The sequence below is a fragment of the Peribacillus sp. QJM3NY_7 genome, from assembly GCF_056173225.1.
Genome location: NZ_CM149663.1, coordinates 858,931 through 873,657, shown reverse-complemented (window position 1 = coordinate 873,657; position 14,727 = coordinate 858,931). Strand labels below are relative to the sequence as shown.

General features: G+C 42.1%; 14 protein-coding genes. 2 read left to right on the top strand and 12 right to left on the bottom strand.

Features of this window, described 5'->3' with window-relative positions:
- Positions 1-12 precede the first annotated feature (12 nt).
- The 6 genes from iolD to AC0VX1_RS04170 form a co-directional block, all read right to left on the bottom strand.
- Entirely contained in the window at positions 13-1,923 is a 1,911-nt protein-coding gene (gene iolD / locus AC0VX1_RS04195) for a 3D-(3,5/4)-trihydroxycyclohexane-1,2-dione acylhydrolase (decyclizing) (RefSeq protein ID WP_413022282.1), read from the bottom strand.
- Between the two features lie 32 nt (positions 1,924-1,955).
- Positions 1,956-2,933, bottom strand: coding sequence for a 5-dehydro-2-deoxygluconokinase (gene iolC, locus AC0VX1_RS04190; protein ID WP_413010530.1), 978 nt, complete (start codon positions 2,931-2,933; stop codon positions 1,956-1,958).
- Between the two features lie 22 nt (positions 2,934-2,955).
- Positions 2,956-3,771 (bottom strand): 5-deoxy-glucuronate isomerase, encoded by an 816-nt coding sequence (gene iolB, locus AC0VX1_RS04185; protein ID WP_475470021.1) that lies wholly within the window; start codon positions 3,769-3,771, stop codon positions 2,956-2,958.
- A 73-nt stretch (positions 3,772-3,844) separates the two neighbouring features.
- On the bottom strand, positions 3,845-5,314 hold the full coding sequence (locus AC0VX1_RS04180) for a CoA-acylating methylmalonate-semialdehyde dehydrogenase (protein ID WP_475470019.1): 1,470 nt from the start codon (positions 5,312-5,314) through the stop codon (positions 3,845-3,847).
- Between the two features lie 856 nt (positions 5,315-6,170).
- On the bottom strand, positions 6,171-6,491 hold the full coding sequence (locus AC0VX1_RS04175; protein WP_053533860.1) for an antibiotic biosynthesis monooxygenase family protein: 321 nt from the start codon (positions 6,489-6,491) through the stop codon (positions 6,171-6,173).
- Positions 6,492-7,076: 585 nt separating this feature from the next.
- On the bottom strand, positions 7,077-7,256 hold the full coding sequence (locus tag AC0VX1_RS04170; RefSeq protein ID WP_034315231.1) for an IDEAL domain-containing protein: 180 nt from the start codon (positions 7,254-7,256) through the stop codon (positions 7,077-7,079).
- 463 nt (positions 7,257-7,719) lie between these two features.
- On the opposite strand from AC0VX1_RS04170, the gene AC0VX1_RS04165 reads away from it, so the two are divergent.
- Positions 7,720-9,018 (top strand): MFS transporter, encoded by a 1,299-nt coding sequence (locus AC0VX1_RS04165; RefSeq protein ID WP_048684312.1) that lies wholly within the window; start codon positions 7,720-7,722, stop codon positions 9,016-9,018.
- A 91-nt stretch (positions 9,019-9,109) separates the two neighbouring features.
- Here AC0VX1_RS04165 and AC0VX1_RS04160 read toward each other — a convergent pair whose 3' ends face one another.
- Positions 9,110-9,805: a YjjG family noncanonical pyrimidine nucleotidase gene (locus AC0VX1_RS04160; protein WP_475470015.1), complete on the bottom strand. Its 696-nt coding sequence runs from the start codon at positions 9,803-9,805 to the stop codon at positions 9,110-9,112.
- Between the two features lie 101 nt (positions 9,806-9,906).
- Between AC0VX1_RS04160 and AC0VX1_RS04155 the strand changes: the two genes are divergently transcribed.
- Positions 9,907-10,326 (top strand): AAA-type ATPase lid domain-containing protein, encoded by a 420-nt coding sequence (locus AC0VX1_RS04155; RefSeq protein ID WP_475470013.1) that lies wholly within the window; start codon positions 9,907-9,909, stop codon positions 10,324-10,326.
- 234 nt (positions 10,327-10,560) lie between these two features.
- On the opposite strand, the gene AC0VX1_RS04150 is transcribed toward AC0VX1_RS04155, so the two are convergent.
- The 5 genes from AC0VX1_RS04150 to AC0VX1_RS04130 all read right to left on the bottom strand — a co-directional run bounded on the left by AC0VX1_RS04150 (position 10,561) and on the right by AC0VX1_RS04130 (position 14,677).
- Positions 10,561-11,283 carry an anti-sigma factor gene (locus AC0VX1_RS04150; RefSeq protein ID WP_475470011.1) on the bottom strand — a complete coding sequence of 241 codons (723 nt, stop codon included), beginning with the start codon at positions 11,281-11,283 and terminating at the stop codon, positions 10,561-10,563.
- Entirely contained in the window at positions 11,284-11,838 is a 555-nt protein-coding gene (locus AC0VX1_RS04145; protein WP_475470010.1) for an RNA polymerase sigma factor, read from the bottom strand.
- A 77-nt stretch (positions 11,839-11,915) separates the two neighbouring features.
- Positions 11,916-12,386 (bottom strand): COG4315 family predicted lipoprotein, encoded by a 471-nt coding sequence (locus tag AC0VX1_RS04140; RefSeq protein WP_475470008.1) that lies wholly within the window; start codon positions 12,384-12,386, stop codon positions 11,916-11,918.
- A gap of 22 nt (positions 12,387-12,408) precedes the next feature.
- Positions 12,409-13,146 carry an extracellular solute-binding protein gene (locus AC0VX1_RS04135; protein ID WP_475471699.1) on the bottom strand — a complete coding sequence of 246 codons (738 nt, stop codon included), beginning with the start codon at positions 13,144-13,146 and terminating at the stop codon, positions 12,409-12,411.
- Between the two features lie 424 nt (positions 13,147-13,570).
- Positions 13,571-14,677: a GerAB/ArcD/ProY family transporter gene (locus AC0VX1_RS04130; protein ID WP_475470007.1), complete on the bottom strand. Its 1,107-nt coding sequence runs from the start codon at positions 14,675-14,677 to the stop codon at positions 13,571-13,573.
- Positions 14,678-14,727 lie beyond the last annotated feature (50 nt).

The window sequence follows — 14,727 nt, the reverse complement described above, 5'->3', positions numbered from 1 at the left end:
GACTTCCCCCTTTTAATATTGTTTGGCCATTTTTAATTTCTCTTGTCTCGCTTCATATGCCCTTTGTATACTTTCTCGTTCAGAGACCTCTGCCACGCCAACATTCCACCAGGAGTCATAACCATCCGTCATCGTTTTCGGCAGAACCTTCATTTCTATTAATGTAGATGCCGACTGTTTCTTTGCATCCTCCAATGCAGCTTTCAGCTCATCGACAGTATTGGCCCGATAAGTTTTGGCTCCGTACCCTTCCGCCACTTTTGCGTAATCAATATTCATGATTTGGTTATCATGTGTTCTGAACTCACAGCAATATGTTCCGCTGCCATTCTCCATTTGCAGATTGTTGATGCAGCCAAAGCCAGAATTATCAAACAACAAAATATTGATTTTATGATTATATTGGATGGCTGTGATCAATTCCGAATGCAGCATCAGAAAACTGCCGTCCCCTACCATTGCATAGACTTCCCGGTCTGGATGGGCAAGCTTAGCTCCTAAAGTTCCTGCAATTTCGTACCCCATGCAGGAGAATCCATATTCAAGATGGTACGTGTTTGGCACGCTTGAATGCCAGAGGCGCTGCAAGTCACCCGGAAGTGATCCGGCAGAACCGACCACCACACTTTCCTGATCGACCGTATCGTTTATTGCGATCATCGCAGTGGATTGGGCCAATTCAGTTTTTAATGCATCCGAGTATTCATTCAAGACTTGCTGCGAAAACTGGCTTTTGATTTCAGGCGTGAAATTTTCACGGCTGAAAGTGACTTGACTTAAACGGGTCCGTTCGGAAAGCCACTCCTCCCTCCAATCTCCAAGCATCTCCCCATATTCGGTTTCATAGCCTACTAGTAACGCTTCAAGGTTCTCAAGCGCCACTTTTGCATCGGCGACGACCTGAAATCCATCTAATTTATAGGTTTGAAGGCGGCTGACGTTAATGTTCAAAAACTTTGTCCTTTCAAAATCAAATGCAGTTTTGGAAGACGTCGTAAAGTCCGTATAGCGGGTCCCGACACCAATTACGAGATCTGCCTGGCGGGCAGCCTTATTGGCAGCCATCGTACCGAGAATGCCGACACCGCCCAAATTCTTAGGAAAAGTTGATTCCACAGTCGATTTACCTGCCTGTGTTTCCACAAGTGGAATGTTATGCTTTTCTGCCAGCTTCATCAAAATATCCCGAGCCCCGGAATATCTTGCTCCGCCACCGACGATGATGATCGGCTTCTTACTTGCTCTAATTCTCTCGGCAGCTCCTTGCAGTTCACGTTCTACCGGAACTTTCCGATCTAAATAATGGACGCGTTTTTCAAAAAAATGTTCATCGAAATCGAATGCTTCCCCTTCTACGTCCTGTGAGATGCATATCGTCGCTGGCCCGGCTTTCCCGGGATCGGTCATCACCTCGAAGGCCCGGATCAGACTGGACATGAGCTGCTCAGGGCGAGTGACGCGATCCCAATATCTTGATACTGCCAGAAAAGCGTCATTAGTTGTGATCGCCGTACTATGCTCATGCTCAAGTTGCTGAAGAACCGGATCCGGCTGACGTGTCGCAAATGTATCAGCAGGAAGTAAGAGGACAGGAATATTGTTGGCGAGTGCCGTCCCCGCTGCCGCTATCAAGTTTGCCGAGCCTGGCCCGGCAGATGTAGTGACGGCATAAATTTTCCTTCTTAGCATTTCCCGGCTGTAGGCGATTGCAGCGTGTGCCATCCCTTGCTCATTCTTTCCTTGAATCACTTTCAAGTGGCCAGCGTCCTGTTCGAGTGCCTGACCAATTCCAACGACATTCCCATGGCCGAATACATTAAATATCCCTTCTACAAACGGAGACTCTTCACCATCAACATGAATGTACTGCTGATTTAAAAACTTGATCAAAGCCTGGGCTGTAGTCAACCTCACTGTTCCCATCTTCTGTTCACCCCTCTATGTAGATAAATTCCTTACACGCGTTCGGCAATTAAATCCTCTATTTCTTCTGCAACAGGCATCGCCTCAGATGAACTGTGCTTGCTTACAACTATGGAAGCGGAAGCACTGCCAAACTTCAAAGCGCTTTCAATCCCTTTGCCGCGCACTAACGCATATAAGAAAGCGGAAGCATATGAATCCCCTGCGCCGAATGTTTTCAATACTTTCGTCTTATAGGACTTCGCTTTAAATACTTCGCCTGATTTGGCATAGGCATATGAACCCTCGACGCCGTGTTTGATGACGGCCAGGTCTGCGGAATGTTCAAACAAGTAACGGACGGTCCTTTCATTCGTACCTTTTTCGGTATTTTCCATTACATCATATTCATCACGTGTGCCAATCAAAATGTCTGATTGCTCTGCGACTAACGAATAGTAAACGGAGGTTTCTTCAATGGAATTCCATGTATAGGGACGGTAATCCAATTCAAATATGACTTTTACATCATTTCTTTTCGCAAGGCTGACGGCTTTTAAAACCGCCTCACGTGATGGACTTTTTGCTAAAGCCGTTCCTGAAACCAATAGAATCTTTGATTTTTTGATATATTCTTCATGCACTTCCGAAGGTGCTAAATGAAGGTCGGCTACATCATCCCGATACATCAGGATACTGCATTCTTCAGGACTTTTAATTTCCGTGAAGGCCAGTCCCGTTTTATGCCCTTCTTGATCGATTACCATATTCGATGTATCAACACCTGCCCCACGCATATAACTCTCGATGAAACGGCCGTGCTGATCATCCGCAAGCTTACCGATGAATCCGACTTTCAAGCCTAATTTTGCACTTCCGATGGCAACATTGGCAGGTGAACCGCCCACGTATTTTGTGAATGTCATGGTCTCTTCCATCGGACGGTTATATTCATTGGCATTCAAGTCGATGCAGGCACGGCCAATGGCAATCAAGTCAAATTCCTTATCGATATTAAATGTATAGTTCATCCGGTTAACAGCTCCTTTTCCTTTAACGATTCAGGATCCACTCGTGATCGGGATCATTGAAAAATTTCCATGTCCTTGTCGGACCGGCCATAACGTTCAAATAATAGGATTCATAACCGTCAGGTACGCCTACCGGATGATAACCAGCCGGTACAAGTACGACATCGCCGCTTTCAACCGACATGGTCTCATCAATCGAACGGTCATCTGTATATACTCGCTGAAAAACGAATCCTTGAGGCGGGTTCATTTCATGATAATAGGACTCTTCCAATAACGACTCATTTGGTAAGTTATCCTGATCATGTTTATGCGGAGGATAGCTCGACCAGTTTCCGCTTTCTGTATATACTTCAACCACCAGAAGGCTATTCGCATACTGAGCTGAATCCGGTAATATATTATGCACCATCCGCTTATTGCTCAAAATGCCCCTATGTTCCACGTCAACATCCCCCGCTTTAATCCATTTAGTCGGAAGTTGCTTATCAGAAGGCGAATAACACAGCGCCACTCTGGCCTTGGTTATCGCTTCCAATTTAAAGCCTCTATCATTTGACACGTAAATGCTATCAGTCGGCACTTTATCAAATACACTATCGCGTGTGCCTAAATCATGGTATACATTTTCACCAACAGCCACATTGATTTTTCCCGTAAGAGCGACAATGCAGCATTCCGTTTTATTCAACAATTCCGTATACTCAGCACAAGGAGCCAACTCAACTATTTTGAATTCAACAAATTCTAAAGGGGAATTTCCTTTCGTTACTGCTTGAACGACTGTAACACCTTCAGCGACCTCTTTTTTTACCGGTTTTTGAAGCAGTTTACTCATATGTACCTCCTTAGTTTTCAAAAAATCCGGCCCGTATCCAAACGGGCCATCTTGCAAGACTTTTTCGTTTCACTTATTTCACGTAGCGTGCAGTCACCATTTTTTTACGTGTATAGAACTCCACACCGTCGGTTCCATTTGCATGAAGATCACCATAGAATGAACCTTTATATCCAGAGAATGGGAAGAATGCCATGGGTGCTGGAACACCCACGTTAATGCCCAACATCCCGGCATGTATCGTTTCACGGAACTGGCGTACATCAGCAGCACTATCCGTATAAAGGCAAGCCCCGTTAGCCAGTGCTGAAGCATTGGCTATCTCAACGGCTTCCGTTAAATCTTTGGCACGGACAACGGAGAGCACTGGTGCAAAAATTTCATCTTGCCAGATTTTCATTTCCTGTGTCACATGATCAAAAATCGTAGCCCCTAGGTAATATCCATTACCGCTTGCTGCCTTATCTTTACGGCCATCACGTACTAGGGTCGCGCCCTGAGCTATACCTGATTCGATGTAATCGATGGTCCTCTTCTTAGCTCCTTCCCGGATCACGGGTCCTAGAAAAACGCCGTCATCCAGACCATTCCCGATCGTAATGGCATCAGCTGCCTGTTTCAATTTTCCAACTAGCTCGTCCGCTACACTTTCTTCTACGACAACAACCGCAGCGGCCATGCAACGCTCACCGGCAGAGCCAAAAGCCGCACTTGTTATTTCCTTGGCTGTCATATCAAGATTTGCATCTTTCAAGACAACCGAGTGATTCTTCGCTCCCGCAAGAGCCTGGACGCGCTTCAAGTTAGCCGTGCCTGTTTTATACACATATTCTGCAACTGGCTGTGAACCGACGAAGGAGATGGCTTTCACATCTTCATGCTCCAGAAGCCCATTAACCACATCATGTGCTCCATTGACAATGTTCAGTACTCCTTTAGGAAGACCTGCTTCCTCAAACAGTTCAACAATGCGTGCTGCAAGCAATGGTGTACGTTCAGATGGCTTTAACACGAATGTATTGCCACATGCGATCGCAAGCGGGAACATCCAGCAAGGGACCATCATTGGAAAGTTAAATGGGGTGATGCCGCCGATTACACCGATTGGGTAACGGTACATACCCGATTCAATGTTTGTCGCGATATCCGGAAGCTGCTTGCCCATCATCAGCGTAGGTGCCCCCGCCGCAAACTCGACACACTCGATGCCCCGCAGTACTTCACCCATCGATTCCGAAAGGCTTTTACCATTTTCGATAGTGACCAGCTTAGCAAGTTCTTCCCAATTTTCCACAAGGAGCTGCTGATATTTGAACAATATTCGAGCCCGTTTCGGGACAGCGACCTGCGACCACTTTTTAAAAGCCTCATCCGCCACTTGAACCGCACGATTCACATCTTCCCTAGTTGAAAGTGGCACCTCGGCAATTGCCTCACCAGTTGCAGGGTTGAATACAATTTCCGTTTCCTTTGAAGTGGATTCAATCCACTTACCATTTATATAGTTTTTTAATTTTTTCACCTCATGTGTTACTGAAGACATGTTTTTTCCTCCTTAAAATAAAGTATTTTGTTAGATTATCAAGCCAGTATAACCATCGCCTTCAATGAAATCGATTTCATTTGACTATAGAAGAAATCCTTCCATGTTTTTTTAGGATTAATCAATAAATTTTCTAGCTCAATCCTAATATTCAAGAATATATTCTGCGAATGAAATCGATTTCATTTGATATCAGGGGTCTACCTTAAAAGTAAGGACCAAACCACTCCCCCTTAATTTATAGCCTGTACATAACCTTGATTCGGGATGAAATCGATTTCATTTACTTTATAAGGAAATACTACAATGAAAAATTTTCCCTGTAAACACTTTTTTTGTATTTTTTGAAATATTCTCTCTTCTCCACATTTCAAAACATTGAAAAATATTGAAATGTGCGGAATTATTTAATAAAAAAACATCTTCAGCGGTTTTAAAAACTGACCAATACTTTATTGATATCGGTAGTGGTATTTTGATATATTAATATTCCTAAACTCAATTGACTTTATCATAGGGATTCCAGCTAACAATAATATCCCTAGTTTTTCATATGTAAACTTTTCAGACTACCTTCCTGCTCCCCTTTTCTTTACATTTCCATGAATGTCTCCATTTCAATGAAAATAAATGATATTGTACTATATCAACAGACTTGGAGTTACATAACCTATCCCGAGATTTCATCAACAAAAAGAGGCACCCATAATGGGAGCCTGAATTTTAGTGAAGGTAAGCTATTATATGTGAATGGTAACCATTCCGTATCCTTATCCTAACAAGATGATTGAGAAATGGGATATTCCACCCAGTTATTTATTTGTACGGAATTTAAAACAGGCTAGTTTAAGGGCAGTTATTTCACTGCCTTTTTAATAGCCTTCACTTCATATAATGATCCTTCCGAACTGACGATATATTCAGGCTTTGGTTTCCCTAGGTTTGCTTTATGGCCTGCGATATGGGCTTCACTCTTTTCCCACTGCTTCCAATGCGCCTCCGACTCCCAATTGATCATAATGATGACCTCTTCATCCCCGCGTCGCACTTTTTTCACCATTACACTTAAATCGATGAACCCTTCCTGCTTTTCTATGATCCCTTCCCCGCTGAACCGTTTTACTACTTGTTCTGCATTACCTTCCTTTACCACCATTTTTCTCATTTGAACGAACAATATGAACAACTCCAATCGATATACTTGTATTTTAATCATTTTATTCGATAACGATTCTCATTGTCAATTAATGAGACTTTTACTTAAGTACACTACTTAAGACCCTGATTCCCAAAAACAAAATAAAAATGGATCAGGAAGTCTTGCATATCTTCCTGATCCATTTTTTATTGTCACTCACCTTTTATCTTTAAGACTTTTGGGAACATAGTCATTCAGTTTGTTAAATAAAGAAGTAATGTAGGAGCTGAGTTCGAATCGATCCTCCTGAACAAATTCAACTAAAGACACTCCATTCTTTTTCATAACTTTTCCCCCTTTAAGTTTTTATCCCCGGTGCATGAACTTATCAGCAACTAAATCCCGCCATTAGCGCACTTACACTTCTCTCCATCGTTTCTTTATTTGATTATACAAGAAAGCGCTTACAATGTAAAATATTATAATTGTATAGATTGCTATTTAATTAGTATGTTCCAGGTAAATGAAGTTTTTCATCGGCATATTTATGGTTATCAGCTGTGCTGGCTTTTCAGTGTACATTACATATCCTAACTACTTGTCTTGTTCACAGAGAATAAAATTTCAGGAAATGCCCTTCAATATTTCAGTTAAACGTAGGAACTCTTCCTTATCACGATTTCTTAATGAGTCATCGATTTCTTTTTCAATTTGTGCTTTCCGGTAATCACTAAGGGCCTTTTTTAAAACCATTTCAGCCATCTCTTCAGGTTCAAGCGATGTTCCTGGCAATTGCTTCTCCATACGAAACCAACTCCTTAACCTTTTTTCTATTATACTAAATAACTTGGAGATTATTATTATTTATTAAAATCTTATCCTTTCCTCTTTTTCATTTTTCATTTCCTTATCCACATGATTTCCACTTTGCCACTCTTCTATACAAAAAATTTCTAAATATTCGGATTTCTAATCGGTAACATATTTTCTTTTTATCCACTTAGTCATTTTACCCGGGAAGATCGGACGTTTATTTCCATTACTTTAGAATTAATTATATGCCATTACAGGTGAATGGAGCTAAGTTATTCGCTTCATTTTTTCAGAAAAGTCAGAAATACATTGACCGGTATGGATAGGTCCTCTAAAATAATCTGAACAATCCAGTTTTTTACTTATATTCATTTACCATCATTTTTGTTCATTTCGGCTTTATTTATCGTTAAAACAATTTGATGAAAAACTTAGCATTAAAGGAGCATTTATCATGAAAAAAAGTCGAGTTCTTTTCGCAAGTTTAGCGGGTTCCGTTATTGAGTGGTACGATTTCTATTTGTACGGGACAGCAACGGGCCTGGTTTTCACGACGCTATTCTTTCCCAATCATGATCCAGCGATTTCACTTCTTCTCGCCTTTGTCACATTCGGGGCTGGCTATGCGGCCCGTCCGATCGGCAGCATCCTGTTCGGTCATATGGGTGATCGCATCGGACGGAAGGCAGCACTCATGTTCACCCTTATTGGTATGGGAGGAAGTTCAATGCTAATCGGTGTTCTGCCCACTTATGCCCAGGTTGGGTTGGCCGCCCCCGCCATCTTGGTGGTGCTGAGGTTGATTCAAGGAATTTCCTTGGGAGGTGAATGGGGCGGGGCCATCCTATTGGCAACGGAATCTGCTCCTAAAGGTGTCCGTGGGTTATATGGATCCATTCCCCAACTAGGGGTCCCCATCGGCTTGGTTGCCGGCTCGTTCAGCCTAACCCTCATCAGCTCCTTGACAACCGATGCCCAATTTTTATCTTGGGGTTGGAGGATTCCCTTCCTTTTAAGCGGTGTACTGATCGGGTTGGCAATTTGGGTAAGGAGTGGCATTGAAGAAACGCCGGAATTTAAAGCGCAGAAAGATAGCGGCGATCTTGCGAAAGTTCCCATTATTGAAACGTTGAAACACGATTGGAGAAGTGTGCTGCAAGTGATCGGACTAAAAATTGGGGACGGCTTCTTCAATGTATTCATCATGTCCTATGTTCTCGTCTTTACTACGCTGTATTTTGGTTATTCCCAAGATTCAGCTCTTACCGGTTTAACGATTGGCTGCGCTACAATGCTGATTACCATTCCTGTCATTGGTTACATTTCAGATTTCATTGATCGAAAAATCATCTATTTTGGGGGCCTGACTCTCCTTTTCGTCTTGGCCATCCCATATTTCACAATGATTGGGCGTGGGGTTGGCTGGTTCTACATGATGCAGGCAGTTGTACTCGGCGTCATCTGGGGAGCCATTTTTTCCACACAAGGAACATTATTCTCGGAGCTCTTTCCAGCCAAGGTCCGTTATACTGGATTATCCGTCGGTTATCAGGTCGCGGCAGCCATTGCAGGTTTCGGTCCGCTCATATGGACCGCCATGGCGGAATCATATGGCCCATCCCCTTTGGTATTTGGCGGATTCATGATGGCAGGTCTCGCGATTTCCCTGGCGCTTTGTATATTATCCCCGCATTTCAGCAGAAGAAAAGAAAAGGATCAAACACTCAAACCACATAAGCTGGATTTGAACTGATTCTAATATCTCTTGCATGAGTAATTACAGAGGCTGCACGTCCTATCACTCGGACAAGCGGCCTCTGTTTTTTTACAATGCAAATACCACCCTATACTTGTTTACTTCCTACAATCTCCAAAAGATCAGTGAGCGTCCGGATTTCATAGGTGGGCTTGATTCCCAGATCATTATCCTTTTGATGGGGATTGTACCAGCATGTATCCATTCCATAATTCAAGCCGCCCTGTATATCTGAAGTCAAGGAGTCACCCACTATCAACGCTTTCGATTTATCTGTGATCTTTAACTTGGAAAATGCATAATCAAAAATCCCTCTATCAGGCTTCTGAAACCCAGCCTCTTGGGAAACTATCAAGGTCTCAAAGGTGTTGCAAAGGGCTGACCCGCCGATCCTTGCTGTCTGCACTGCCGTAAAGCCATTTGTTATAATAGCAAGCCGGCATCCTCCAAGCTTCTCGCAAACCTCTATAGCCCCGGGCAGAAGATGTATTTCCTTTCCCAAATGTCCCAGGTACGCACGGCTGAACGCATCCGCATCCATATCAATCCCATGCTTCAGGAACAACCGCTTGAACCTTTCCACTCCCAGAATGGTTAAATCTATATGCCCCTGTTCCAAATTCCTCCATAATACCTTACTGATTTCTTGGTAGCATCGCGCATAATCCTCCGCCCCTGTTGGCAAACCGAACTCTAAAAAGGCTTCATGCAGCGCATTCTTTTCCGATATTCCAAAGTCTAGCAAAGTATCATCAACATCAAATAATATAATTTCGTATTTCATCGCTGCCTCCATAATCATTTTAGTCCAACTTAACACATTTCCTTTCATTACGTATTAATTATGCAAATTCATGGTAAATACATACTGCAAGCTTGGAAAAATTGCGGGAACGTAAAGAAGATATCATTCCCCTTACGTACAATTTTTTAAATAAGTTCAATGAAAGGTATCATGAAAATAAAGTCATTTCGGAAGAATGCTTGAACCTATTAATTCATTATTCATGGCCAGGCAATGTACGCCAGCTTGAAAACTTGATTGAAAGGTTGGTCTTAATAAGTGACTCCGTTATCCTGATGTCCGACTTGCCTGAAATGATAACCGAGAACGTTGAACAGGTCACACAGATTGATCTCCCCACTACTCTCGGTAAAGCACTTGATGAAACGAAACGGATATTGATCAGGAAATCTTACCAAACATATAAATCATCAAGGAAAGTCGCGAAGGACCTCTCTATCAGCCAAACGAAAGCCTCAGCGTTGATCCGGGAGTACTGTGGGGACTTAATGAATAAATAGGTATCATGGAAATGACAATGCTTGTTTAACTTTAAACAAGTCCATTTTCCCCCACCCGACATGCTGGTTATTCGTTGCTAGTGATCATGGTGAATGGTAAACACTTATATTCCAATTCAAATGAGCTCCCATTGTTAATCGCGGCGACTTCTTCTTGTTTAAATCACTTAGCTATTAAATTCAGGTACGAACAGAAAATAAGGGACTTCCCCTTTGCGGGAAAGTCTCTTATTTTTAAGAAGATCCTACTATTTTTTCGCCTCTCGGCTTTGTACTATTTGCATCCGGTTCTTTTGTGATGCCAATTTGATTGAATTTATCATCTATGGACAGTTTGTATGTCAATGATCCTGTACCTGTTTCATCAGGCTTGAAAGTTCCTGCATTTGTCCGTTTTCCATCTTTCAGCAACCACACATGATACACTTCGGACTCTTGAAGGCTAGGCAAATTCTGAATCTGAACGATTAACCTTCTTTCGTCACCTTGCTGCAAAATGTATGCAGCACCGTCCGTATTCATATTTACAGCGGTCTTATCAGCAGGCTGCAAAGATATCGACGTTTTAACCTCCATTGGCAGATTGATAGCTGCAAGTTCTTTTTTCAGTTGAATATTGGAATATAACAGCACAAACGCCAAAACCAGTGCAGCCAGCAAGAGACCTGAAGTGACTGGTGTAAACTGCTTAAAGAAAAAAACACTCCAATTCTTTTCCCTTCTCACCGGAACTTCATCGTCAGTCTCAAAGACAAAATCCATAACCTCTGATTTCAGGGAAGATGAAGGTTCCATTTCTTCAAAATCCCATTTCAATGAATTCCAGGCTTCTGTCATTTGTTCATACTCCCTAGTGCATTCAGAGCAGTGCATTAAGTGTTCCGTGAATGCCTTTTTTTCTTTTTCTCCCAGTTCACCCGATAAAAATGAAAGCAGGTTAGCGCACTCTGTATTCATTTACAAACCACCTACTTCCAAATGCTTTTTCAACAATTTAAGCGACTGGTGAAGTCTGCTCTTGATGGTACCAACCGGTTCATTTTCAATTTTGGCAATTTCCGTTAACGAGTACCCTTTCCAATACAGTAAATCAATCAGCCTTTTTTGCGGCTTGCTTAACTTATTTTTTGCCTTGGCAATTTCACTGTGCAATAGCCCATTTTCTATATCATTATTAGGATCTTCTATGTCTATTGGATGACTCATGTCCATGTGTTTGTTATTCCGGATATGAACGCTGTCTTTACGGACATAATCCACACACACATTTCGTGTAACGGTCAAAAGCCAGCTTACAAAGTGTCCCTTTTCGGAATTGTAACTGCTTTTTGTGGTCCAGAGCTTTAAAAAGACCAACTGCACAATCTCCTTTGTTTTTTCAGCATTTCCATTTGTGAACTTAAAAATATAACCATAGATTAATTTAATATAGCGGTCATAAAGTTCTTCCAGAGCAGGACGATGCTTTTTCATGACTAATGCCATCAATTCCTTATCAAGTTTTTCTTTCAATCGCACCTGCAACTCCTCACAAGTAAATTTGGAAAAAATGTGTAACAGGAACGACCATCACTGATCGCCCCTTTTTCTTATTTTGGAAAAATAGTCTTATTATTCACAATATACCAAACATTTTTCACACCTTCACCATTGACATCTCCCGCTGCCTTATCATTCGTAAAATAGTAGAGTGGAAATCCTTTGTACGTCACCTGCTCTTCCCCTGTATCTTCCCTTTGAATGGTTCCAAAGTCATTTTCCTCAAATCCCTTAGGGACAGCAAAATCCCTTTCCATGAACGGCGGCCATTTTTTGAGACAATCACCCATGCAATTGCTTTTTCCTGATTTATCATTCTTGAAATAGTAAAGTGCCATTCCCTTGGAATCAGCCAGGTATTCGCCTAATGGTTCACTTTCCAATAATTTTAGGGTTACCGCTTTTTCATCGGCAGTACCACTAACAGCTTGATCCTTTTCGGGTGAATCCTTCGCTTCATTTCCACATGCCGCCAATACTAAGACCATCATAAAAACTGAAAATACCATCCACTTTTTCATATACTCTCACTCCTCATGAATTTTACTTCCATCCCCATTTTTGAAATACTTGATGGGATTCTTCCGTTTTAAGATAATCAATGAATTGTTTTGCCTTTTTCTTGTTTCCACTCTTACTTGTTATGCTTATCGGTGTTCCTCTATAGAGCTTGTCTTCCTCAGGGAGCTGAACCAGGTCCGTCACATCCGCCAGACGGTAATGCCAGGATTCATAAGTAATCCAGGCGTCCAATTCAGAATTTGCCTTCCATAGATCGATAGCTTCTGCACTGGACTTCACTGAAATGTCAATATTCCTGCTAATTCCAGGGATCAATCCTTTTCTTCCAGCCAAATCTTCCCATAGCCCCAGTTGCCCGGCTCCATTAACATCTACAATCTTTACGCCCTTCTTCGTTAAATCCTCCAATGACCTGATATTCTTTGGGTTTCCTTTTCTAACCAGGATTCCAGCTGACCGTGCATACAATTCTGTACGGTTTTTTCCATCAAGGACCTCCGGATGATCATGCATGAATTCTGTTAGCATATACTCGGACCCTCCGTAAATAATATCCGCATCCTGTTTGGCTTGATCAATCCATTTTTCTTCGGGTCCCGCCGTTACTTCAACTTTTATCCCCGTTTCTTGGGTGAATCGTTCCGCCACTTCCTTGATAGGCCCAAAAGGTCCTCCTGGTCCATATACTTTTACGACATCGTTGACAGCTTGCCCCCGATTCGAACCCATTTCCGGTGAAAATCCTAACAGTACTAGCATCAATGATATCCACCCTACAAAAATGACCTTTTTCAAGTCTTTCTTCTCCCCCTTCTAAAAAGCCTTTGTACTATAGGTAACGGGACAAACTTCCAAACGGTTTGAAAAAAATTGTTAATTTTTTTAAACTTTTGCAAAGTATATCTGATGATTTCCAGTTTTCAACCCGCAGCAAAAAAACCATTCGGAAACGGAATGGTTGCAGACTGTAGACAAACTCCAAAATAATTGAGTCTTTCTACATTTTATAAGTTTTTAAATTTGGCCGTTGATTGGAACGTAGGGCCCTCGGCGCCATTGCGTCTGCGGGTTCTCCCATGGAAGCGCTATTCTAAGCAGGGGTCTCATACCTTTCAATCAACTTTGTTTTAACATTAAGATAGAGCTCCTTTTAAATTAAATATCAAAAAATCGGCAGAAAAGGTTAGCTTGATTTGCTTCCCTTACTCTGTCTAATTCTTTTACTGATCATAGCAATCACTAACAATAACAGAGGAATAATCGTTTGCATCAAAATTCCATGAAAAGGGAAGGCGACGATATCATATCGACTGACATCCATGGAGCTGGGATACGACCAAAAGCTGAATTCTACAATCAAAATCCCTATCGGCCATACAACAGAACGATAGTCGGAGAGATTCAGCCATTGCGCGGTACCTAAAGCAGCCGCATAATAAAACACGGAAATTTTCACAAACGCTCCTACTATCCATACGGCCATGATGGCGGACTCCAAATGTTCAAAAAAGTCGGCCAAACTGATGTACCGAGATACATTCATCACGGGATAATTCTTTGTTGATGTTGTTGACCCGAGTATAAAAAGAACCATAAGATTCACCACAATTAACGTCATCATCACGGCAAAAACAGACATCATCCCGGATTTCATCCCTTTTTTCATATCGGTTAAAAAAGGGAGGAGAAAAATCATCAGAAAAAACTCGCTGAACCATCCACCCGGTACAATCGAGCCCTTGATTGGAGGCATAATTCCATTCCCCAATATCGGGAATATATTCTTAAATTCAAGATCAGGGCCCAGGAGGACGATTAAAATTAGGATTGGAAAGATAAAAACGGGAACCAACAATTGGGCAGCTCTCCCCATCACCTCTATCCCTCCGCGTACGATAAAGGCACAAAGGAGTACCATCAATGCCATGATCACGCTAATCGGGGTTTTGACCAGAAAAGAGTCGACAATGAATTCCCCGTAACTTCTTAGGATCTGCCCTGTGATCGGGATATAAAAAAACAAGAATAAAAAACCGAGAATTTTCCCCGGAATCCGACCAATTATCTGTTCACTGAATTGGATAACCGTTTGTTTCGGATAAAGTTTGTGAAGTTTATAAGTGATATACACCGTCGCATACCCGATGAGGGACGCCAAAATGGGGGAAAGCCATAAATCAGTTTTAGCATATTTCGCTGTGATGCTTGGAACACCGAGAACAGCCGTTGCCACAATCGTTGGATACAACATGAATGCCATTTGTAAAGATGAAATTTTTCCTTTCTCCATCATCTTCCTCCTTTCCGTGATAGTATGAAAATTTGAAATCACCAAGCCCA

Excerpts from the sequence above, each read along its gene's own strand:
- iolD (WP_413022282.1), bottom strand. The coding sequence starts at position 1,923 with ATGGGAACAGTGAGGTTGACTACAGCCCAGGCTTTGATCAAGTTTTTA.
- iolC (WP_413010530.1), bottom strand. The coding sequence starts at position 2,933 with ATGAACTATACATTTAATATCGATAAGGAATTTGACTTGATTGCCATT.
- iolB (WP_475470021.1), bottom strand. The coding sequence starts at position 3,771 with ATGAGTAAACTGCTTCAAAAACCGGTAAAAAAAGAGGTCGCTGAAGGT.
- AC0VX1_RS04180 (WP_475470019.1), bottom strand. The coding sequence starts at position 5,314 with ATGTCTTCAGTAACACATGAGGTGAAAAAATTAAAAAACTATATAAAT.
- AC0VX1_RS04170 (WP_034315231.1), bottom strand. The coding sequence starts at position 7,256 with ATGGAGAAGCAATTGCCAGGAACATCGCTTGAACCTGAAGAGATGGCT.
- AC0VX1_RS04165 (WP_048684312.1), top strand. The coding sequence starts at position 7,720 with ATGAAAAAAAGTCGAGTTCTTTTCGCAAGTTTAGCGGGTTCCGTTATT.
- AC0VX1_RS04160 (WP_475470015.1), bottom strand. The coding sequence starts at position 9,805 with ATGAAATACGAAATTATATTATTTGATGTTGATGATACTTTGCTAGAC.
- AC0VX1_RS04150 (WP_475470011.1), bottom strand. The coding sequence starts at position 11,283 with ATGAATACAGAGTGCGCTAACCTGCTTTCATTTTTATCGGGTGAACTG.
- AC0VX1_RS04140 (WP_475470008.1), bottom strand. The coding sequence starts at position 12,386 with ATGAAAAAGTGGATGGTATTTTCAGTTTTTATGATGGTCTTAGTATTG.
- AC0VX1_RS04135 (WP_475471699.1), bottom strand. The coding sequence starts at position 13,146 with ATGCTAGTACTGTTAGGATTTTCACCGGAAATGGGTTCGAATCGGGGG.
- AC0VX1_RS04130 (WP_475470007.1), bottom strand. The coding sequence starts at position 14,677 with ATGGAGAAAGGAAAAATTTCATCTTTACAAATGGCATTCATGTTGTAT.